Genomic DNA, 21,067 nt, shown 5'->3' on the forward strand with positions numbered 1-21,067 from the left:
CCTGCCGCGTCCGGGTCCGTCGCACCCCGCCCCTTCCGTCCCGTGCCCTGCGTGGGCGACCATCCGGCCCCGCGACCGAAAGGTGCCCGCCATGACCTGGAAGACCGAGACAGTGACCGGCCCGGACGGGCTGGTGTGCAGCGTGGACCGGTTGGCGTCCGAAGCCGGCGCGGCCGTGCTGCGCGCCGGTGGGAACGCCGTCGACGCGGCGATCGCGGCCAGCGCGGTCCTCACGGTGACGACCCCGCACATGTGCGGGCTCGGGGGTGACCTGTTCGCCCTCGTCGGCGGCCCGGGCACGGGCTCGGCGGAGCCCCTGGTGCTCAATGCCTCCGGCCGTGCCGGGAGCGGGGCCGATCCGGACCGGCTGCGCGCGGAGGGGCACCGGGCCATGCCGCTGCGCGGCGATGTCCGGAGTGCTCCGGTGCCGGGGTGCGTGGACGGTTGGCTCACCCTGCACGGGCGGCTGGGACGGCTCCCCATTGCGGACGTGCTCGCGCCGGCGATCGAGCTCGCGGAGCAGGGGTTCCCCACGTCGCCGCTCCTCGCGTCGGCTCTTCCCCGGTTGGCCGGCGTCACCGGCTGCGACGAGCTCGTCGCGTCCGGGGTCGCGGAGGGTGACCTGCTGCTGCGGCCCGGGCCGGCACGGATGCTGCGCGCCGTGGCGGCCGAGGGACGCGACGGCTTCTACGGCGGGGAGTTCGGGGAGCGGCTGCTGGAGGTGGGGGCGGGGGAGTACACCCCCGACGACCTCGCCGGGCCGCTCGCCGACTGGGTGGACGGACTGGCCATGGACGTCTGGGGTCACCGGGTGTGGACCGTCCCGCCGAACTCGCAGGGCTACCTGGGGCTCGCCGGAGCGGGGATCGCCGAGCGGCTGGGGCTGTCCGCGGACCCCGATGACGCGGCGTGGGCGCACCTGACCGTGGAGGCGGCGCGGCTGGCCGGTTTCGACCGGCCGCAGTGCCTCTTCGACGGCGCGGACGGCGTCCGGCTCATCGCTCCCGGCCGGCTGAACGAGCGGGCCGCGATGTTCGACCCCCAGCGCCCGGCGCGGCTGGGCGATCGCTACCGGGCCGGCGGCACCATCTACCTCTGCGCCTCCGACGGTGAGGGCATGGGCGTCAGCCTCATCCAGTCCAACGCATGGGGGTTCGGTTCCCACGTCGCGGTGCCCGGGACGGGAGTGCTCCTGCACAACCGCGGAATCGGGTTCAGCCTGGAGGAAGGGCACCCGGCCGAGTACCGACCGGGCCGGCGCCCGCCGCACACGCTGGCTCCTGCGGTGGTCACCCGGCCCGACGGCTCCCTGCGCGCGGTTCTCGGCACGATGGGCGGGGACTCGCAGACGCAGGTGGTGCTCCAGATGCTCGCCCGGCTGCTCGTCGCCGGTCAGGACCCGGGCACGGTGCTCAGCGCGCCGCGGTGGGTCCTCGGGGTCGAGAAGGGGACCGGGTTCAACGTCTGGGAACGTCCCGACGCCCACCGCGTCCGCATCGAGGAGCACGCGCCGGAGTCCTGGCGCGAGGGTCTGGAGGAGCGCGGGCACCGGGTCGAGACGGCGGGCAGGGACCTCGTGGGATTCGGCCACGCGCACCTCATCGACTTCCCGCTCGACGGCCCGGCCCGCGGCGCAGCGGACCCGCGGTCGCTGGTCGGCGCAGCGGTGGCCGGCTGACCTCGCTCTCCCGCTAAGGCGCGGGAGCGCGGTGGGGCGGTCAGTTGTAGCCCGGCGCGCGCTCGGTCGGGTTCGCGTCCTCCGCCGAGCACGCCGACCGGAGGTCGGCCAGGAGGGCCTCGACCACCCGGTCATGGCTCGCGGTGACGGTCAGGTGGATCGAGGCGGGTGGCCCCTGGAGACCCATGGCCCACCCCCGGCGTCGCATGTACTTGGCGATCGCGGGGAGGGAGAACACGTCCGAGCCGAAGGCCAGGAGACTGGCGTGCGGGGAACCGAGAACGTGCAGGCCGGGGATCCGGCCGATCCCGGCCAGGATCGAGTCCGACGCCGTCAGCGCGCGCTGGGTCAGGCCGTCGTACCCCTCCCGCCCCAGGTGGGTGAGCGCGGCCCAGGCCGCGGAGATGGCACCGCCGGGCCGGGTGCCGGCCACGTTCGGTGCCGCGTAGTGGCCGCCGGACCAGTCGTCGAAGACGAACGGCTGGTGGGCGAAGTAGGACGGGTCCCGGTAGAGCACGAGTGACGCGCCCTTGGCGGCGTAGCCGAACTTGTGCAGGTCGACGGACATGGAGGACACCCCGGGGACCGTGAAGTCGAAGTCGGGGATGCTCCTGCCGAGATCCCGCACGAACGGCAGGAGCATGCCCCCGACGCACGCGTCCACGTGGAGCGGGATGTCCCGTGCCGCGACGAGCGCAGCCAGTTCGGCCACCGGATCGACGACCCCGTGGGGATAGGACGGGGCGGACGCGACCACGAGGGCCGTGTCGTCCGTTGCGGCGTCCAGCATCCGCCCCGGATCCGCTCGGAGGCTGACCGGGTCCACCGGTACGCGCGTCGTGGTCATCCCGAGCAGGTGAGCCGCTTTGCTGAACGCGGGATGTGCCGACATCGGCAGGACGACCCGCGGTCGGCCGACCGCGGGATGCCGCTCGACCAGCCTGTCGCGTGCGGTCTTGACCGCGAGGAGGATGCTCTCCGACCCGCCGGAGGTCATGCTGCCCGCGGGGGACGGGCAGCCGAGGAGATCGCCGACCATCTCGATCACCTCGCCCTCCATACGGGCCAGGCTCGGGAACGCCGACGGGCTGAGGCCGTTGGTCGAGAAGCCGGCCAGGTACGCCTGCTGGAGCAGGTTCTCGAGCGCCTCGTCGCCGTGGTAGACGTAGGCGAAGGCGCGGCCGTCCCGCCAGGCGATGTCCTCGTCCTGCAGAGCCTCGATCCGGCTGAGGACTGCGGACGCGTCGGCGGCCGACGCCGGGAACGGTGTGCTCATGCGGGTGCCTCCGTCGTCGTCCGTCGTCGGGCTCGGCGCCGACGCTAGACGACATGCCGGAGGGAGCAGGGACCGTCGCGACCCGGCCTGCGTTGACGCGGCGGCTACGTTCGGCCACACCCGACACGGAGGCGGTCATGGATCTCGAGCTTTGCTACATGTCCGCGGTCGAGCAGCGGTCGCTGCTCCGCGCCGGTGAGCTCTCGGCACGCGAGCTGCTGCGCAACTCGCTCGAGCGCATCGAGCAGGTCAACCCCCTCCTCAACGCCGTCGTGACCCTCGACCCGGAGGGGGCGCACCGTCAGGCGGCCGCCGCCGACGAGGCCTTCGCCCACCGTGAGGACCTGCCGCCGCTGCATGGTCTGGTGATGGCGCACAAGGACCTGCTGGCCACGGGGGGCATGCGCACCACCTGGGGCTGCCGGCTGTTCGCCGACCACGTCCCGGCCGCGGATGCGCATGCCGCCGCCCGCATGGCGAAGGCCGGGGCCGTCCGGGTCGGCAAGACCAACGTCCCCGAGTTCGGGCTCGGTTCGCACACCGTCAACCCGGTGTTCGGCAGCACGGGTAATCCCTACGCCCCGGACCGCAGTGCAGGTGGCTCGTCGGGCGGCGCCGCCGCGGCGCTGGCCTCGGGGATGGTCAGTCTCGCGGACGGTGGCGACATGGGTGGTTCCCTTCGCAACCCCGCTTCCTTCTGCAACGTCGTCGGCCTGCGCCCTCCGGCGGGGCGCGTGACCCAGGCTCCCCTGGAGCGGGGGAGCTGGCCCGACCTCGCCGTCCTGGGGCCCATGGGGCGCACGGTTGCGGACACCGCCCTCCTGCACGGCGTGCTCAGCGGCTTCGACGCCGCTGACCCGAACTCGATCCCCGGTACGGGGGAGGAGTTCCTCGCCATCGCCGACGAGCCGCCCCGGGACCACTGGTCCCACCTCCGGGTCGCGTGGACGCCCGACCTCGGCGGCCTGCCTGTCGACCCCGAGGTGGCCGCGGTCCTGGAGCGGGCCGGACTGGCCGCACTGGAGCATCTGGGCACGTCGGTCGGCGACTGGGCGGCTGACTTCCGCGGGGCCGACGCGGCCTTCCACACCATCCGGGCCTGGAGCATCGCAGGCCGGTTCGGGTCGATGTACCGGCAGCACCCGGACGTCCTGGGCGAGAACCTGCGGACCAACGTCGAGGACGGTTTCCGGGTCACCGCGGCCGATCTGTACCGCGCGGTCCAGCAGCAGTCGGCGGTACGGGCGCGCGTGCTCGCGGCGTTCGACCATGCCGACGTGCTGGCCATGCCCACCGTGCAGCTGCCACCGTTCCCCATCGAGTGGGACTGGCCGCACGAGGTGGCGGGTCAGCGGCAGGAGCACTACCTGACCTGGATGCGGTCCTGCTGGTACATCACCCTCACGGGGTTGCCCGCCATCTCGGTGCCCTGCGGGTTCACCGACGACGGCCTCCCCGTTGGCATCCAGCTGGTCGGCAAACCGTACGGCGAGGTGGAACTGCTCCGCGTCGCAGCCTCGTTCGAGCTGGTCGATCCGGCGGGGGCCAGGCGTCCCCCGCTCTGACGGGAGAGGCGGAAAGGGCTGCTCGGGCCGGCACACCCCCACCCCTGCTGTCGGCGTGCTCGAAGGTGTGGGTCCGCAAGCGGATAGGCGTCTCCGAGACGGTGGTGATTATGCCGGACGAGTGATATAAAACCCGCACCGGTCGCTGCGGATGCCGACCGCCCTCACCTCCTTCCCACCGTGTGCACGAGGAGTCCCGTTGAAGGTCGGAGTTCCCAAGGAAGTCAAGGCCCACGAGTTCCGGGTCGCCCTCACCCCGGCCGGTGCGCACGAACTCGTGGCACGCGGTCACGACGTGTACGTGGAGAGCGGTGCCGGCGCCGGCTCCGGCATGGCGGACGAGGAGTACCTCAGCGCGGGCGCGAAGATCCACGACGTCGACGACGTGTGGGCTCAGGCGCAGCTCGTCCTGAAGGTCAAGGAACCCGTGGCCGGTGAGTTCCACCGCATGCGCCGCGGGCAGACCCTCTTCACCTTCCTCCACCTCGCGGCCTCCCGCCCCTGCACCGAGGCGCTGCTGGATTCGGGCATCGACTCGGTCGCCTACGAGACCGTGCAGCGGGCCGACCGTTCGCTGCCGCTGCTGGCCCCGATGTCGGAGGTGGCCGGGCGACTGGCGACCCAGGTCGGGGCGTACCACCTCATGCGGCACGCCGGTGGGGGAGGCGTCCTCATGGGCGGGGTTCCCGGCGTCGCACCCGCGAAGGTGGTGGTGATCGGCGCAGGGGTCGCCGGCCTGAACGCCACCGCGATCGCCGTGGGGATGCACGCCGACGTCGAGCTGCTGGATCTCGACGTCGACCGGCTCCGGGCGGCCGACGCGCTGTACCGGGGGCGCGTGCGAACCACCACGTCGAACGCCTACGAGGTGGCCCGGGCCGTCGCGGGGGCCGACCTCGTCATCGGGGCGGTGCTGATCCCGGGGGCGCGAGCGCCCCGCCTGGTGGACAACGCCCAGGTGGCAGGGATGAAGCCGGGCAGCGTGCTCGTCGACATCTCGATCGACCAGGGGGGTTGCTTCGAGGACTCCCGCCCCACGACGCATGCCGACCCCACCTATCCCGTGCACGGCTCGCTCTTCTACTGCGTCGGCAACATGCCGGGGTCGGTCCCGTCCACGTCCACGCGCGCGCTGACGAACGCGACGCTGCGCTACGTCCTCGCCCTGGCCGACAAGGGCACCCGCCGAGCGGTGGAGGAGGACGCGGAGCTGGCCGCCGGTGTCAGCACCATCGGTGGCGCCCTGGTGTCCTCGGCTGTCGCGGAGGCCCTCTCACTGCCGGCCACCGAGCTCGGTCGAGTGCTGTCCGGGACGTCCACCTAGCGCGGCGACGGCCGGCTGGGCGTGGCCGCGCCTACCTCTTCCGGGGCGGGCTGACCACTTGCTATACCGGACGCCCGGCCAATATAGTGAACCCCACTCCCGTACCCCGGTACGGGCGACCGAAGGACGATCATGAGCCTCAGCACGGTTCGACCGGCGTCTGCCGCCGCGAGCCCCGACCTGCTCGCGCAGAAGGCGATGTTCATCAGGCTGGAGACGGTCCGGCTGAGCCGGATCGCCGGCGCCGGTCACTACTCGGCCGTCTTCTCCGCCGCGGAGTTGCTCGCGGCGCTGTACTACTCCGAGCTGCAGGTCGACCCGGCCAACCCCCGCGACCCTCGGCGCGACCGGTTCGTGCTGAGCAAGGGGCACGCCGCTATCGGCCTCTACCCCGTCCTGGCCGACCTGGGTTTCTTCGACCCGGCCCTGCTGGACGACTACACGCGGCTCGGCAGCGCCTTCGGCGACCACCCCGACATGAAGAAGATCCCCGGCATCGACTTCAGCTCCGGCTCCCTCGGTCACGGGCTGTCCGTCGGGTTCGGCATGGCCATGGCAGGGCGGATGTCGGGCGCGGACTATCGCACGTGGGTCATGCTCGGCGACGGCGAGCTCGCCGAGGGGCAGATCTGGGAGGCGGCCATGTCGGCCGGTCACTACCGGCTCGGGCGGCTGCGGGCGCTCGTGGACGCCAACCAGCTGGGCATCGACGGCTTCACCCGGGACGTGATGACGGTGGAGCCGATCGCGCAGCGGTTCGAGTCGTTCGGCTGGGCGACCCACCGCATCGACGGGCACGACATCCCCAGCATCCTGGCCGCCTTCGCTAGCCTGCCGGACGCCGACGACGGGCGACCGCAATGCATCATCGCCGACACGGTCAAGGGCCGCGGTGTGCGCCGGATGGAGCTGAGTCCCGACTGGCACGTCGGAAACCTCGTCGGCGCCGACTACGACGACGTCGTCGCGGAGCTGTCGGCCGGCCTCTCGAGCGGCGGTGACCCCCGATGAGTGAGTGGCAGGACCAGTCGGAGATCTTCAACGGCACGGCCGACACCGGGCTCAAGGACGTCAGGTCCGCCGACGGCAACGACCGGCGCGGGACCACCGCCTTCGTCTTCGGCGACGAGCTCGCCGACATCGCCGACCACGACCCACGCGTCGCGGTGCTCACCGCCGACCTGGCGCGGTCGAACCGTGCCGTGGACTTCCAGGGGCGCCACCCCGAGCGGTTCGTCAACGTGGGGATCGCCGAGAAGAACATGATCACCGCGGCCGCGGGGATGGCCTCGTGCGGGTACGTCCCCTTCGCCGCCACCTTCGCCTCGTTCGCCGCGCTGCTGGGCTGCGAGCAGATCCGGACCGACTGCGCGTACCCGCGGCTGCCGGTCCGCATCGTCGGCCACCACTCCGGCATGTCGATGGGCTTCTACGGCACCAGCCACCACAGCCTCGAAGACCTCGGCATCATGCGGACGATCGCGGATCTCACCGTCGTGTGCGTCACGGACGAGAACCACCTCCGCGCCGTGCTGCGGGCGTCGATGGACCATCCCGGCGCCATGTACCTGCGCCTCGGCCGAGGACGTGACCCCGAGGTCTACCCCACCGTCCCGGAGATCACCTTCGGCCGCTCCATCCGGTTGCGGGAGGGGAGCGATCTCACGATCTTCGCGACGGGCTCCACCGTCCGTCCGGCACTCGATGCCGCCGCCCTGCTCGCCGACGACGGGTTCTCCACGCGCGTCGTCGACATGTTCACGGTCAGCCCGCTGGACAAGGACGAGGTCGTGTCCTCGGCCGCGGCCACCGGTGCCGTCCTCACCGTGGAGGAGCACAACATCACCAACGGCCTCGGGACGGCGGTCGCGGAAACGCTGTTCGAGGCCGGGGTGTCCGGGTCGCGGTTCAAGCGCCTCGGCGTCCCCGACGAGCATGTGCTCCTGGGACCGCCCGCCGCCCTCTACGCGCACTACCAGCTCGATGCGACGGGCATCGCCACTCAAGCGAAAGAGTTGATGAGATGACGCAGGTTCTCGCCGCCCGGACGGCTGATGCCGCCCTCCGTGCCCGGGCCAGTTCGGTGATCCCCGGTGGCATGTACGGGCACATGAACGTGGCCGGCATGCCCGACGCCTACCCGCAGTTCATGACCGCCGGCGAGGGGAGCCGGCTGTGGGACGCCGACGGGAACGAGTACATCGACTTCATGTGCGGCTGGGGTCCGGTTGTCCTCGGCCGGAAGCACCCGGCTGTCGAGGCCGCGGTGCGTGCGCAGCTGGACACCGGGGACCTGCTCAACGGGCCGTCACCGGTGATGGTGGACCTCGCCGAGCTGCTCGTCGACATGGTCCCGCACGCGGACTGGGCCATGCTGGCGAAGAACGGCACCGATGCCACGACTGCCTGCGTCACGATCGCCCGGGCGTCCACGGGACGGCGGAAGATCCTCATCGCCGACGGCGCGTACCACGGCGCGATCCCGTGGTGCACCCCCAAGGCCGGGGGAGTCCTGGCCGAGGACCGCGCCCACCTGGGCTATTTCGAGTACAACGACGTCGCGTCGTTGGAGGCCGCCGTCGCCGAGGCGGGGAACGACCTGGCCGGCATCATCGTTGCGCCGGCCCGTCAGGGACTGGCCAGTGACCAGCAGATGGGAAGCGTCGAGTTCGCCCGTGCGGTCCGGGCCATCTGCGACCGCACGGGAGCGGTCATGATCCTCGACGACGTGCGGTGCGGCTTCCGCCTGGACCTGGGTGGCAGCTGGGAGCCGTACGGCGTCCAGCCCGATCTGGCCGCCTGGTCCAAGGCGATCGCCAACGGGTACTCGCTCGCCGCGATCACCGGCAGGGACAGCCTCCGCCAGGGCGCGACGAGCGTCTACGTCACCGGTTCGTTCTGGTACTCGGCCGTGTCCATGGCGGCGTCGGTCGCCACGCTGACCGTGCTGCGGGACACCGACGCCCTCGCCCGGATGGCGGATGCGGGGCAGTACCTGCGTGAGGGGCTGACCGCCCAGGCGGCGGCGCACGGCTTCGCCGCGCGGCAGACCGGGCCGGTCCAGATGCCGCTGATGCGCTTCGCCGACGACACCGCCGACTCCACGCTGGCCCGGATCTGGACCAACGAGGCCGTCAAGCGCGGGGTGTACCTCCACCCGGTGCACAACTGGTTCGTCTGCGCCGCCCACACCAGGGCGGACATCCACCAGGCGCTGGAGCGCACCGACGACGCATTCGCCGAGCTCAGCCGCCTCGTGGGCTAGTCCGACCGGGCCCGGCCCGGTCCCGGGCGCCCGGCGGCCCGGCCAACTGAACGAAGACCCGAGATCCAGGCGGGCGTCCCGGTCCGCGGGCAACCCGACCGCCCCGGCACGAGGATGGCGAGCAGAGATGGTCCCCGACCCCGAACGACGTGCGGCCGCCGGCAGCCTGATCGAGTACGGACGGCGGCTGAACCCCGACGGATTGGCGGTGGGTCCGGCCGGGAACCTCAGCGTGCGCCTCGGCGACGTCGTCGCGATCACCCCGTCGCAGATCCGCTACGAGGAGATCACTCCCGAGTCGATCTGCTTCGTGACCCTCGACGGCGAACACGTCGGGGGGCAGGGCAAGCTCTCGGCGGAGACGCCCATGCACCTGTCCGTCTACCGGGACACGGATGCGGCCGCGATCGTGCACACGCACTCCCCGCGCGCGGTCGCGGCCTCGACAGTGGTGGACGAACTCCCGGCCGTGCACTACTGCGTCCTGCGCGCCGGTGGTGGCCCGACGATCCGCGTCGCGCCGTACGAACGGTTCGGATCCGATGCGCTGGCGAGGGTGGCGTTGGAAGGCCTGGCGGACCGGACGGCGGTCCTCCTGCAGAACCACGGGGCCATCACCTATGGGCCCGACCTCGCCGAAGCCTACGAGCGGGCACAGCTCGTCGAGTGGCTGGCGGACGTGTACCTGGCCGCGCGCGGGTTGGGGGCGCCGCGCATCCTGACCCCCGAGGAGCTGGGCGAGGTCGCGTCGGAGTCCGCTCGTCGGAGGTACGGCGGAGCGAAGGCGGCGAGCCGGTGATCGGGGACGGCCACGGCGGGCTGCCGGCGTACGACGCCCTGCCGCGGGACGATGCCGGCGCACCAGTCGGGTGGGGCGTCTTCGGCCCGGGGGACGCCGTCGGCCGCATGAACCTGCAGTCGACCGGAGCGGTCGCGGCCGCCGCGCGTTCGGTGGAACGAGGGGCGGTCTTCCCGCTGAACGCGCCGCACGACCTCTTCACCCCGCCGCTGTTCGGCCGCGGGAGGATCCGGCACACCCGGCTTCCCGTCGCCGGTGGGGCGGCCTTCGATGACGTGTACGACAACTACTACCCGCAGGCGTCGAGCCAGTGGGATGCGCTGGCGCACGAGGCGTACCGACCCGACGCGTTCTACCAGGGCGTCTCGGCGGCGGAGATCGCCCGGGGGGAACGCAACGGCATCGAGGCGTGGGCGCAGCGGGGCATCGCCGGCCGGGGGGTCCTGCTGGACGTGTCCCGGACGCTGGCCGCGGCGGGCCGGCCCCTCGACCCCGGGAGCAGCACCCCGCTGACGGTGGCGGACCTGGAGCTCACCCGGAGCGAAGCGGGCATCGAGTTCCGGCCTGGTGACGTCGTGCTCATCCGCACCGGGTTCGTGGAGTGGTACCAGCGGCAGGACCAGACCGCTCGGATCGCGATGTCCCGCCCGGGTGGGCTGACGGCCGCGGGCATCGAGCACACGGAGGCGATGGCGCGGTACGTCTGGGACAGCGGAGCGGCCGCCTTCGCCAGCGACGCGCCGGGGCTTGAGGTGTGGCCACCGGACCCCCGCCCTGAGGCGGCCCCCTTCGGCTACCTGCACCGGGTCCTGATCGGACAGTTCGGCCTGGCGGTCGGCGAGCTGTGGTGGCTGGCCGATCTCGCGGACGACTGCGCCGCCGACGGACGGTACGACTTCCTGTTCTGCAGCGCTCCGGTGAACGTGCCCGGCGGCATCGGCTCCCCGGCCAACGCCGTGGCGATCAAGTGAGGAGGACGGGCATGTCCACGAACGGCGAAACACCGTCGATGACGCACGAGGGCGGCACACCCGATGCGCCGCGGGTCGCCTGCGTGGGGATCTACATCCTCGACGTCCTGGGCCGGGCCATCGACGAGCTCCCGACGACCCAGCGGTCGCTGATCATCGACGAGATCCGGATGACCGTGGCCGGCACGGCCGGGGGAACGGCCGTCGACCTCGCCCGCCTGGGCGCCGACGTCCTGGCCGTGGGCGCCGTGGGACAGGACAGCGTGGGTGCGTTCGTGCGGACCGTGCTGCAGCAGGAGGGCGTGGACGTCAGCGGCCTGGTGGTCAAGCCGGGCGTGCCGACCTCGGCCACCATGCTCCCGATCAGCAGCGCCGGTGTCCGTCCCGCCTGGCACGTGCGCGGGGCGAATGCGGAGCTGGGCCCGGCGGACCTGCCGTGGGACGCCCTCGCCCGTGTCGACGTCCTGCACTACGGCGGGGTCTCCGCGTTGCCCGGGCTGGACGGCGACCCCTCCTGCGAGCTGCTGTCCTTCGCCCGGGCGCACGGCGCCCTCACGACTGCCGACTGTCTGGGCGTCAAGCGCCCCGACGCGCTGGAGCTGTTCGCCGCCTCGCTGCAGCACGTCGACGTCTTCATGCCCAACCGGGACGAGGTCGCGCTGCTGACCGGCGTCTCCTCGCCGTACGACGGGGCCCGGGCCATCCTCGACCTCGGCCCGCGGGCGGTGCTCGTGAAGCTGGACGCCGAGGGATGCTTCGGGGTCACCGCGGAGGGCGAGTTCTCCCTCCCCGCCATCCCCGGGCCGATCGTGGACTCTACCGGCTGCGGCGACGCCTTCTGCGCCGGCGTGATCCGCGGGTTGTCCCTCGGATGGCCGTTGGAGAAGGCGGCGGAGCTCGGCATCGCGTCGGGCACCCTGACCGCGGGGGGCCTCGGCTCCGACGCCGGCCTGCGGGATCTGGACTCGACCCTCGCCTTCCTCGACGGGCACCGCGGCACCCGCTCCCGGTGACCCGTGGCGCACGGCAGGCCCACGGAGGCGGCCACGTCGCAACCGAACCCAGCCCGACGACGAGCGGAGCGACCATGCAGAGCGATAGCGGTACCCGAGGCAGGACACGTCTGGCCGGACTGGCCGACGACGTCGAGATCCACCGGGACGAGTGGGGCATCCCGCACGTCCGAGCGCGCTCCTCGGACGACCTCTTCTTCGCCCAGGGGTACGTCCACGCGCAGGATCGGCTGTTCCAGATGGACGCCGCTCGGCGGAAGATGGAGGGGCGCTGGGCGGAGTGGGTGGGGCCGGAGGGGGTCGCGGCCGACGTCCTCGCGCGCCGGCTGGGGGTGCCGGCCGCGTGCCGGCGCGACTACGACGTCCTGGCCGCAGAGGCGCGGGAGATGCTCACCGCCTACGCGGCAGGGGTCAACGCGTACCTGGGGGGCGTCGACCGGCTGCCCCTGGAGTACGGACTGCTCGACGTCGAGCCCGAGCGCTGGGAGCCGTGGCACAGCATCGCCGCGATGCGGCAACGCGGCTATCTGATGGGGTCGGTCTGGTTCAAGCTCTGGCGGGCCGCGGCGCTGCGCGCCATCGGTCCCGGCGAGGTCGGTCTGCTGCGGTACGACGACGGCGGCACGGACCGGCTCTGCATCCCGCCCGGCGCCGACGCGCAGCGCTGGGTCGCCCTGCTCGAGACGCTCGCCCCGGCCATCGAAGCCGTGGCCGGGCTGGCGGGTCCGGACGCCACCGGCGGGGGAAGCAACAACTGGGCGGTGTCCGGCACGCGCACGTCCACCGGCCGCCCGCTGCTGGCCGGCGACCCGCACCGTGCGTTCGAGATGCCGGGGATGTACACGCAGACCCACCTGGCGTGCGACCAGTTCGACGCCATCGGGCTCACCGTTCCGGGGGTGCCGGCCTTCCCCCATTTCGCCCACAACGGCTCGGTGGCCTGGTCGGTGACCCACGCCTTCGCCGACATCCACGACCTGTACGTCGAGCAGTTCGCATCCGATGGCTCCAGGTACCGGTTCCAGGACGGCTGGCGCCCGACGCGCACCCGCTCCGAGCGCATCCTCGTCGAGGGCGGCGATCCGGTGGACGTACGCGTCGTCGAGACCCATCACGGCCCGGTCGTCGCGGGGGATCCCGCGGATGGTGCCGCGCTGACGCTGCGGTCGGTGCAGTTCGCCGAGACCGATCGATCGTTCGACTGCCTGCTGCCGATGCTCCGGTCGCGCACCTCCGCAGAGCTGTTCGAGGCATGCCGTGGCTGGGGGCTGATCGACCACAACCTCGTGGCGGCGGACACTGCCGGCAGCATCGGGCACCTGGTGCGGGCCGTCGTCCCGAAGCGGCCCCGGCTCAACGGCTGGCTGCCGGTCCCCGGCTGGACCGGGGAGTACGAGTGGGACGGGATGATCCCGTGGGAGTCGATGCCACGGACGTCGGACCCTGCCCGGGGCTACATCGTCACGGCCAACAACCGCGTGGTCGCCGACTCCGGGGAGGGGGACTACCTCATGACCGATTGCCATCCCTCCTACCGCGCCCGCCGGGTCGAGGAGCGGCTGGCCGGCCTCCCCGAGGCGACCGTCGAGGACATGCGGGACATCCACGGAGACGTGCGGAGCCTGAGCGCTCCGGTGTTCCAGCGGGCGCTCGCGGCGACGGAGGTTCCCGACGACCGGTGCGCCGATCTCCGCGATCTCATCGTCGGCTGGGACGCCGAGCTGAGCGCGACCTCGGTGGCCGCATCCGCCTACACGTCGTTCCGCTGGGCGCTGGCCGAGGTGCTGACCGAGCGGTCCGGGCTGGACCGGGCGGCTGCTGATCCGCTGGTCGTCGCACTGCCGCCCGGAGTGGACGTCCGGAACCAGCTCTGGTGGACGCTGCCCGGGCTGCTGCGCGCGGACGACACCTCGCTCCTGGGCGGGTGGACCTGGGAGCAGGCGATCATCGAGGCGCTGGGTCGCACGGCAGCTCTCGTGGAGGCCGAGCCGTGGGGCCAGCGGCACCCGGCCACGATGGTCCATCCGCTGGCGAGCGCGTTCCCCGGCGCCGCCGGCCGGCTCGCTCCACCTGGGGCTGCGGTGGGTGGGGACAACGACACAGTGCTGGCCAACGGCTGCCTGTCGGCGTCCGGAACGCGTGCGGTGTACGGGGCCGTGGCGCGGTACGTCTTCGACGTGGGGGCCTGGGACAACAGCTCCTGGGTGGTCCTCACCGGAGCCTCCGGTGACCCGGATGACGAGCACTACCTGGACCAGCACCGCTCCTGGGCCGCGTGCGAGATGGTCCCCATGCGCTACGACTGGCCCACCATCGCGTCCCTGGGGCAGTTGGCGGTGCTGCGCCCGGCGGCCGACGAGGAGGCCGCCGGGGCGAGGTAGGCCCCGTCCGGACCGACCGCCGGCGGGCCGACCGGGTGCGGTGGTCGGTCCGCCGGCGTCTCAGCGTCTCAGCGCGTCGGGGGGCGCAGGTGCGCCCACGGTCGGGCGCTCTCCACCACGGCGGCCAACCGGAGGACGTCGGAGTCGGCCCACCACGGGCCCACGATCTGGACGCCGGTGGGAAGGCCGTCCGCGCCGAATCCCGACGGCACGGAGGCGGCGGGGTGCCCGGTCAGGTTGAAGGGATAGACGTAGGCGTTCCAGCCCTTCATCAGCCGTGGTTCCTGGCCCTCCGCGTTGTCCACCGCGGCCGGGGCCGTCGTCGGCAGCGTCGGCGTGAGCAGGAAGTCGACCTGATCGAACAGCGCCTGCACGCCGCGGTAGAGGGCGCTCCGCGCGAGGCCCGCCGTCCGGTAGTCGCGCACCGTGTAGTTGCTGCCCCCCTCGATGTATTCGATCAGGCTGGGGTCCAGCCGGTCGCCGTACTCGGCCCGGAACGGGCCGTAGGCGACGAACTGGTGGGCGAGGTAGAGCACGCGGGCGGCGTGGGCGGCCCAGTCCAGGCCGTCCCCGACCTCGTCGACCTGTGCGCCGCGGTCTGCGAGCGACGCGAGCGTCGCGAGCGTCTGCTCCTGCACGTCGTCGGCCACCGTGGTGTTGGACATCCGCGGGATGTAGCCGATGCGGACCCCGGAGAGGTCGTCGCCGATCAGCTGAGGCATGCGACGCGCTCGACCACGACCGAGCGACCACGGATCGATGGTCGTCGGCCCGGCCAGGGAGTCCATCATCAGAGCCGCGTCGGCGACGGTGCGCGTCAGCGGGCCCGCCGCCGCGTAATTGCTGAACACATCGCTGGCCTGCTCGTAGGGCACTGCCCCGTTCGTCGGCTTCAGGCCGACGACCCCGCACGCTGCTGCGGGGATCCGGATCGATCCGGCGCCGTCCGTGCCGAGTCCGAGGGGGCCGAAACCGGCCGCGACGGCGGCCGCGGCTCCACCGCTGGATCCACCGGCCGCACGATCGAGATCCCAGGGGTTGCGGGTCACCCCGAACACGGGGCTGTCGGTCACCCCCTTGTGGCCGAACTCGGGGGTCGTCGACTTCCCGACCATGATCGCGCCGGCGGAGTTCAGCCTCTGGACCAGCACGTCGTCGTGGTCGGGAACGTTGTCGGCGTACACCACGGAGCCGTAAGCCGTCCGGACTCCCGTGGTGGCGAACAGGTCCTTGATGTTGACCGGCACGCCGTGGAGGGGACCGAGCTCCGCACCGTCGACGACCGCCTGCTCGGCGCGTCGTGCCGCCGCGCAGGCAGCCTCCGCCGTCACCGTGGCGAAGGCGTTGATCTCCCCTCCGCTCGTGTCGATGGCCCTCAGCACGCGGCCCACGTACTCGACGGGGGACAGTTCCTTGCTCCGGATCAGGGCCGCTGCCCTCGTCGCCGGCAGGAAGAGCAGGTCATCGTCGCTCATGAGCAGGTCCACGTCCTTCTCGAAAGGGGCACAGGTGGGGGGCGGCCGGGCCTGCGGCCGAGGATCGACCGCGTGCCCGGCGGGATCTCTGCGGCGGTGGAGGCGCGGACGGGACGGTCCGTCACCGGGCTACGAACGAGGGAAACTGCTGCAGATCGAACGTTCGTAATAAAAAGACGATCGTTGGTGGCCGCGTGGCGGCGAGATTAGCAGCATGTCCACGCTGCGAACAGATCCCGCGCCGCCCTGAGACCCAAAGGCGACGAGTCGGCTCGTCCCAGCGACGCGGCGGCGTCCACGGCATGGTGCGGCTTCGAAATTTCTTGTCGATCGCTCTTTCTTATTTCGGCCGCTCGCTGCAAGATGACCCGCATCCAGACCGTCGGTGATGATCTCCATCACATCTTGGTCGGGGTGCTGTCCCCCGCGAGGAAGGACGACCGTGTCGCTGCTGGACGTTCGTGATTTCACCGTCGATCTCGACGGTGAGGACGCGCCGATCTCACTCGTCCGCGAGCTCTCCTTCGCCGTGGAGCGGGGGGAGTTCCTGTGCATCGTCGGGGAGTCCGGGAGCGGCAAGACCGTGGCGGCGCTCTCGCTCATGCGGCTGCTGGAGTTCACCGCTCCCACCGCCCAGACCGGGCAGGCCCTCCTCGACGGCGACGACCTGGTCGCGGCCGGCCAGGAGCAGATGGCGACGCTGCGCGGCCGCAAGATCGCCATGATCTTCCAGGAGGCGATGGAGGCCCTGAACCCGACGAAGGTCGTCGGTGCGCAGCTGATCGAGGCCGTCCAACAGCATCCTGAGGGACTGCTGGCGTCGACCGGGTCGAACCGACGCGGAATCGCCGACGCCGCCCGGACGAAGGCGGTCGACCTCCTCAGGCAGGTGGGCATCCCGGACCCGGTCGGCTGCATGGACAAGTACCCGCACCAGCTGTCCGGCGGCATGCAGCAACGGGCCATGATCGCCATGGCGCTGATGTGCGACCCCGAGCTGCTCATCGCGGACGAGCCGACCACCGCGCTCGACGTCACGATCCAGGCGGAGATCCTCACCCTGCTCGTGCGGCTGCAGCGCGAGCGCGGCATGGCCTGCATCCTGATCACGCACGACATGGGCGTCGCAGCCGAGATCGCCGATCGGGTGGCGGTCATGTACTCCGGCCGCCTCGTCGAGATCGGCGCCGTCCAGGAGATCCTGTCCAGGCCCCGCCACCCCTACACCCGGGCTCTCCTGGAGTGCGTGCCGCGCGTCGGGCTCATCGCCCAGAAGGAACTGAAGACCATCCCCGGCTCGGTGCCCCACCCGGGCATGCAGTTGCCGGGTTGCCGGTTCGCGCCCCGGTGCCCCCACGCGTCCGAGCAGTGCACGTCCACCGAGCCGGCGCTCGCCCCGGTGCCGCTGCAGATCGCTGTCGGCGTCGGCGTCGGTGCCGGTGCTGGTGTCGGTGCCGCGGCACTCCGGACGAGCGACCGGCTCGTCGCGTGCTGGCACCCGGAGGCCACCGCCCCACCAGGGGACGTGGAGGAATCGGCCCAGCTCGACGACGAACTGGCAGCAGCCTCCGGGCCGGCGGAGCCCTACCTGGTGCTCGAAGGCGTGTCCAAGCGGTATGCGTCGAGCGCTCGTCGCGAGTCCCTCGGCTCGGGTCGCGGTGGCGGTGGCGTGCTCGCCGTCGACTCCGCGACGGTCTCGATCGCCCGAGGTGAGTTCTTCGGCCTGGTGGGTGAGAGCGGATCCGGGAAGAGCACCCTCGGTCGGCTCATCGCCAAGCTCGAGGCGCCGACGAGCGGTTCGATCCAGGTCGGCGACGTCTCCGTGGAGCAGCTCCGGGGCCGCAAGCGGATCCACAGCTTCCGGCGCGACGTCCAGATCGTCTTCCAGGACACGACCGGGTCGCTGGACCCCCGGCAGACGATCGGTCGCTCGGTGAGCGAGCCGCTCCGCTCGCTGACCGACGTCCGGGGGGAAGCGCTCGACGCCCGCGCCAGGGAGCTGCTCGAGACCGTCGGCCTACCGCTGGACTACTTCCACAAGATGCCGTCGGAGCTCTCGGGCGGGCAGCGGCAGCGCGTCGCCATCGCCCGCGCGATCGCCTCCGACCCCCGGCTGGTGGTCGCCGACGAGCCGACGTCGGCGCTCGACGTCTCCGTGCAGGGCCAGATCGTCAACGTGCTGCGGCGTCTGCAGCGGGAGCTGGGCCTGACCTACGTGTTCATCACCCACAACCTGAGCCTCGTGCTCTCGGTGGCCGACCGGATCGGGGTGATGTACCTCGGCGCCCTGGTCGAGATAGCCGATGCGGCGACGCTCGTCCGTGCACCCGCGCACCCGTACACCCAGGTGCTGCTTCGCGCGAACCCGGACCCGCACAACCCTCGGCGCCGGTCGCCCGATGCGCCCGAGGGTCAGAACCTCGGCCTGGACGCCGAAACCGCCCTCGTCGACCGGACGCAGGGATGCCGGTTCCGGGACAGGTGCCCTCGACGCCAGGCGCGGTGCGACGTCGAGTCCCCCCCGCTCACCGAGAAGCAGCCGGGCCAGTTCGCGGCCTGCCACTTCCCGCTCGTCTCCTGATCCAGCACATCTCGCACTGCCCACCACCACCGATGTCCGCAGTTACCCGAGACAAGGAATGACATGAGAACTCGAAGCTCGTTCCACGGAAAGCGCCCACTCCGGTCGTCGCGGCTACGTCTCGCCGTCGCGGGCACGGCACTGGCGATGGGGCTCGCGGGCTGCGGCTCGGAGGCAGGGGGAGAGGGTGACCCCGCCGCGGCCGAAGGCTCCTCGACGCCAGTCGAGGGCGGCACCATCATCGCCGCGTTGGCCGGTGACCCGCAGAGCCTCGACGTGGCGCAGAACAGCGGCGCGCTCACGATCTACGCGGGGCAGAACGTCTTCGAGCAACTGTTCGCGTACGACGCGGAACTGGTTCCCCGTCCCATGCTCGCCGAGGACCACACCATGTCCGACGACGGGCTGACGTACACGATCCCGCTGCGCGACGGGATCACGTTCCACGACGGCCAGCCGATGACCGCGGACGACGTCGTGGCGAGCCTCGAGCGCTGGATGGTCGTATCCGGCCCCGGCAAGCTGGTTGCGCAGGACATCGCCTCGGTCACCGCGACGGACGACTCGACGGTGGAGATCGTCCTCAACAAGCCCCGCTACTCGCTGATCAGCGACCTGGCGGCGTACGTCCAGGCCGCGATCATCGTTCCGGCCGAGATCGCCGAGGCCGCCGGCGACCAGCCGATGTCCGACGACCAGATCATCGGAACCGGTCCGTACAAGCTGGCCGAGTACACCCACGGTCAGCGGATCGTGCTGGAGAAGAACCCTGACTACTCGTCCCTCGAGGAGGAATGGGGCGGATTCGCCGGCGCCAAGGAGGCGTACGCCGACGCGATCGAGTTCCGCTTCGTCGCGGACCCGACCCAGCAGCTCAACGGCCTGCAGACCGGGCAGTTCCACTGGGCCCAGTCGGTCAGTCCGGACCAGTACGACGCCATCAAGGACAATCCGGCGCTCGACGTGCAGGTGACCGACACCGGTCTGGTCAGCACGGTGCTGCTCAACCACGACCCGGCGTCCCCGTTCAGCGACCTCCGGGCGCGGCAGGCCATGAACATGCTGATCGACAAGGAGGCCATGTCGAGGGCGGCCTTCGGTCCCGAGATCCTTTGGACGCCGCTGAGCGGTTCGTTCGCCTTCGAGATCAACAAGCCGATGTACTCCGACGCCGGCAGCGAGGTCTACGAGACCTACGACCCCGAGCAGGCGAAGGAGCTGTTCGCCGAGGCGGGGGTGACCGCGAACACGCCGATCCGCATCGCGACGACCCAGACCTACGAGAAGTACTTCCAGATGGCCGTCGTCATGCAGGCCGAGCTGGAGGAGATCGGCCTCACCGCGCAGGTCGACGTCTTCGACTTCCCGACCATGATCGACAGGCTCACCTCCGCCCCGACCTCGTGGGACATCAGCATGACCGGTTTCAGCGGGATCCCCGGAGCGCCCAGCCAGGTCAACTACCTCACGCCGACCTGGCCCGGCGGGTACAAGTCGCCGAAGATGGACGCCCTCCTGGCCGAGTACAACCAGGCCACGAGCGCTGACGAGGCCCACGACGTCGTCGACCAGATCCAGCAGACCGTGTGGGACGAGCTCCCGGTCATCCCCATCTCGCCGAACAAGAGCCTGCAGGTCTCAAGCGCGGATCTGAAGAACCTGTCCACCTTCAGGCCCGGAATCCTCTGGAACGCCTGGCTCGCCGAGTAGGTCCCGCGACGGAGGAGTGAAGGGAGCGACAGGTGGCTGGTCTGGTCCTCAGACGGATCCGGGATCTCGTGATCGTCTTGTTTCTGGTGGGAACGGCGATGTTCTTCATCATCCACCTGATCCCGGGCAACCCGGCGATCGCGTTGCTGGGTCCGTACGCAACGCAGGAACAGATCGCGGACCTCACGGCATCGCTGGGACTGGACCAGCCACTGGTCACCCAGTACGTCACCTGGCTCCGGAATGTCGTCCAAGGCGACATGGGAACGTCGATCATCTTCGCGCAGCCCGTGCTCCCCGTGATCCTCGATCACCTCACGCCGACGATCCTGCTGGCGCTGGGGAGCACGGTCATCAGTGCCGTGATCGCCGTCCCGCTGGCGATCCACGCGGCTGCGAAACCGCGGTCGCTCTGGGCCCGGATGGTGACGCCGGTCACTGCCTTCGGGCTCGCCATGCCCTCGTTCTGGCTGGCGCTGGTCCTGGTCCTGGTGTTCGGCGTCATCTTCCGGCTGCTGCCGACCAGCGGGTACGTCGACTTCTCGACCGATCCGGCGGAGGCGATCAAGTACCTCATCCTCCCGATCGTGGTCCTGGTCTCGCACCAGGCCGCGCTGTTCGTCGCGACTCTCCGGGAGAGCATGTCCGGTGAGCTGCTGAGCCTCTACCTGCGCTCTGCGCGGGCCAAGGGCGTCAAGGAGCGGGGAGTGCTCTACCGGCACGCGCTCCCCAACGCGCTGCTGCCCGCCATCACTGTCATCGGCAGCAGTTTCGGCAACGTTCTGGGCGGGGTGGTCGTCATCGAAACCGTGTTCTCGATCCCGGGGTGGGGCCAGCTGCTCTACAACGGGATCACGTCACGTGACTACCAGCTGATCATCGGGGTCACCCTGATGATCGCCGTGGTCTACGTCGTCGTGAACCTCATCGCCGACCTGCTCTACCTGGTCGCCGACCCGCGGGTGCGCGTCCGATGAGCGTCGAAGCGGTGCTCGTGAGAAACGAGGAGCCCGGGGTCGTCGACGACCA

Annotated in this window: 15 protein-coding genes; 13 read left to right on the plus strand and 2 right to left on the minus strand. The window is 71.3% G+C overall.

Features of this window, described 5'->3' with window-relative positions; all coding sequences use genetic code 11:
• The first annotated feature begins 91 nt into the window (after nucleotides 1-91).
• Nucleotides 92-1,678, plus strand: coding sequence for a gamma-glutamyltransferase family protein (locus ACI790_RS08235; RefSeq protein ID WP_456569307.1), 1,587 nt, complete (start codon nucleotides 92-94; stop codon nucleotides 1,676-1,678).
• 40 nt (nucleotides 1,679-1,718) lie between these two features.
• On the opposite strand, the gene ACI790_RS08240 is transcribed toward ACI790_RS08235, so the two are convergent.
• A complete protein-coding gene (locus tag ACI790_RS08240; RefSeq protein ID WP_456569308.1) occupies nucleotides 1,719-2,954 on the minus strand; it encodes a pyridoxal phosphate-dependent decarboxylase family protein in 1,236 nt (411 codons plus the stop codon).
• A gap of 137 nt (nucleotides 2,955-3,091) precedes the next feature.
• On the opposite strand from ACI790_RS08240, the gene ACI790_RS08245 reads away from it, so the two are divergent.
• The 9 genes from ACI790_RS08245 (at nucleotide 3,092) to ACI790_RS08285 (ending at nucleotide 14,272) form a co-directional block, all read left to right on the plus strand.
• On the plus strand, nucleotides 3,092-4,519 hold the full coding sequence (locus ACI790_RS08245; protein ID WP_456569309.1) for an amidase: 1,428 nt from the start codon (nucleotides 3,092-3,094) through the stop codon (nucleotides 4,517-4,519).
• A gap of 199 nt (nucleotides 4,520-4,718) precedes the next feature.
• Nucleotides 4,719-5,843: an alanine dehydrogenase gene (gene ald / locus ACI790_RS08250; protein ID WP_456569310.1), complete on the plus strand. Its 1,125-nt coding sequence runs from the start codon at nucleotides 4,719-4,721 to the stop codon at nucleotides 5,841-5,843.
• Nucleotides 5,844-5,975: 132 nt separating this feature from the next.
• Nucleotides 5,976-6,854 (plus strand): transketolase, encoded by an 879-nt coding sequence (locus ACI790_RS08255; protein WP_456569311.1) that lies wholly within the window; start codon nucleotides 5,976-5,978, stop codon nucleotides 6,852-6,854.
• Nucleotides 6,851-7,870: a transketolase family protein gene (locus ACI790_RS08260; protein ID WP_456569312.1), complete on the plus strand. Its 1,020-nt coding sequence runs from the start codon at nucleotides 6,851-6,853 to the stop codon at nucleotides 7,868-7,870. The genes ACI790_RS08255 and ACI790_RS08260 overlap by 4 nt, the downstream gene beginning before the upstream one ends.
• The gene (locus ACI790_RS08265) at nucleotides 7,867-9,108 is read left to right on the plus strand and encodes an aminotransferase class III-fold pyridoxal phosphate-dependent enzyme (protein WP_456569313.1); all 1,242 of its coding nucleotides are present in this window, start codon (nucleotides 7,867-7,869) and stop codon (nucleotides 9,106-9,108) included. The genes ACI790_RS08260 and ACI790_RS08265 overlap by 4 nt, the downstream gene beginning before the upstream one ends.
• Before the next feature lie 127 nt (nucleotides 9,109-9,235).
• Nucleotides 9,236-9,907, plus strand: coding sequence for a class II aldolase/adducin family protein (locus ACI790_RS08270; protein WP_456569314.1), 672 nt, complete (start codon nucleotides 9,236-9,238; stop codon nucleotides 9,905-9,907).
• Nucleotides 9,904-10,878, plus strand: a complete 975-nt coding sequence (locus ACI790_RS08275; RefSeq protein WP_456569315.1) for a cyclase family protein — start codon at nucleotides 9,904-9,906, stop codon at nucleotides 10,876-10,878. Before ACI790_RS08270 ends, ACI790_RS08275 begins: the two co-directional genes overlap by 4 nt.
• 11 nt (nucleotides 10,879-10,889) lie before the next feature.
• Nucleotides 10,890-11,891, plus strand: coding sequence for a carbohydrate kinase family protein (locus ACI790_RS08280; RefSeq protein ID WP_456569316.1), 1,002 nt, complete (start codon nucleotides 10,890-10,892; stop codon nucleotides 11,889-11,891).
• Nucleotides 11,892-11,965: 74 nt separating this feature from the next.
• Entirely contained in the window at nucleotides 11,966-14,272 is a 2,307-nt protein-coding gene (locus ACI790_RS08285; RefSeq protein WP_456569317.1) for a penicillin acylase family protein, read from the plus strand.
• Between the two features lie 68 nt (nucleotides 14,273-14,340).
• Here ACI790_RS08285 and ACI790_RS08290 read toward each other — a convergent pair whose 3' ends face one another.
• Nucleotides 14,341-15,747, minus strand: a complete 1,407-nt coding sequence (locus ACI790_RS08290; RefSeq protein ID WP_456569318.1) for an amidase — start codon at nucleotides 15,745-15,747, stop codon at nucleotides 14,341-14,343.
• Between the two features lie 442 nt (nucleotides 15,748-16,189).
• Between ACI790_RS08290 and ACI790_RS08295 the strand changes: the two genes are divergently transcribed.
• The 3 genes from ACI790_RS08295 (at nucleotide 16,190) to ACI790_RS08305 (ending at nucleotide 21,015) form a co-directional block, all read left to right on the plus strand.
• A complete protein-coding gene (locus ACI790_RS08295; RefSeq protein ID WP_456569319.1) occupies nucleotides 16,190-18,328 on the plus strand; it encodes a dipeptide ABC transporter ATP-binding protein in 2,139 nt (712 codons plus the stop codon).
• Between the two features lie 249 nt (nucleotides 18,329-18,577).
• Nucleotides 18,578-20,038 (plus strand): ABC transporter substrate-binding protein, encoded by a 1,461-nt coding sequence (locus ACI790_RS08300; RefSeq protein WP_456569320.1) that lies wholly within the window; start codon nucleotides 18,578-18,580, stop codon nucleotides 20,036-20,038.
• A 32-nt stretch (nucleotides 20,039-20,070) separates the two neighbouring features.
• Nucleotides 20,071-21,015, plus strand: a complete 945-nt coding sequence (locus ACI790_RS08305) for an ABC transporter permease (RefSeq protein ID WP_456569321.1) — start codon at nucleotides 20,071-20,073, stop codon at nucleotides 21,013-21,015.
• The last annotated feature ends 52 nt before the right edge of the window (nucleotides 21,016-21,067 follow it).

This window comes from Blastococcus sp. SYSU DS0539 (genome assembly GCF_054050855.1).

Excerpts from the sequence above, each read along its gene's own strand:
- ACI790_RS08235 (WP_456569307.1), top strand. The coding sequence starts at position 92 with ATGACCTGGAAGACCGAGACAGTGACCGGCCCGGACGGGCTGGTGTGC.
- ACI790_RS08240 (WP_456569308.1), bottom strand. The coding sequence starts at position 2,954 with ATGAGCACACCGTTCCCGGCGTCGGCCGCCGACGCGTCCGCAGTCCTC.
- ACI790_RS08245 (WP_456569309.1), top strand. The coding sequence starts at position 3,092 with ATGGATCTCGAGCTTTGCTACATGTCCGCGGTCGAGCAGCGGTCGCTG.
- ACI790_RS08255 (WP_456569311.1), top strand. The coding sequence starts at position 5,976 with ATGAGCCTCAGCACGGTTCGACCGGCGTCTGCCGCCGCGAGCCCCGAC.
- ACI790_RS08260 (WP_456569312.1), top strand. The coding sequence starts at position 6,851 with ATGAGTGAGTGGCAGGACCAGTCGGAGATCTTCAACGGCACGGCCGAC.
- ACI790_RS08265 (WP_456569313.1), top strand. The coding sequence starts at position 7,867 with ATGACGCAGGTTCTCGCCGCCCGGACGGCTGATGCCGCCCTCCGTGCC.
- ACI790_RS08270 (WP_456569314.1), top strand. The coding sequence starts at position 9,236 with ATGGTCCCCGACCCCGAACGACGTGCGGCCGCCGGCAGCCTGATCGAG.
- ACI790_RS08280 (WP_456569316.1), top strand. The coding sequence starts at position 10,890 with ATGTCCACGAACGGCGAAACACCGTCGATGACGCACGAGGGCGGCACA.
- ACI790_RS08285 (WP_456569317.1), top strand. The coding sequence starts at position 11,966 with ATGCAGAGCGATAGCGGTACCCGAGGCAGGACACGTCTGGCCGGACTG.
- ACI790_RS08290 (WP_456569318.1), bottom strand. The coding sequence starts at position 15,747 with ATGAGCGACGATGACCTGCTCTTCCTGCCGGCGACGAGGGCAGCGGCC.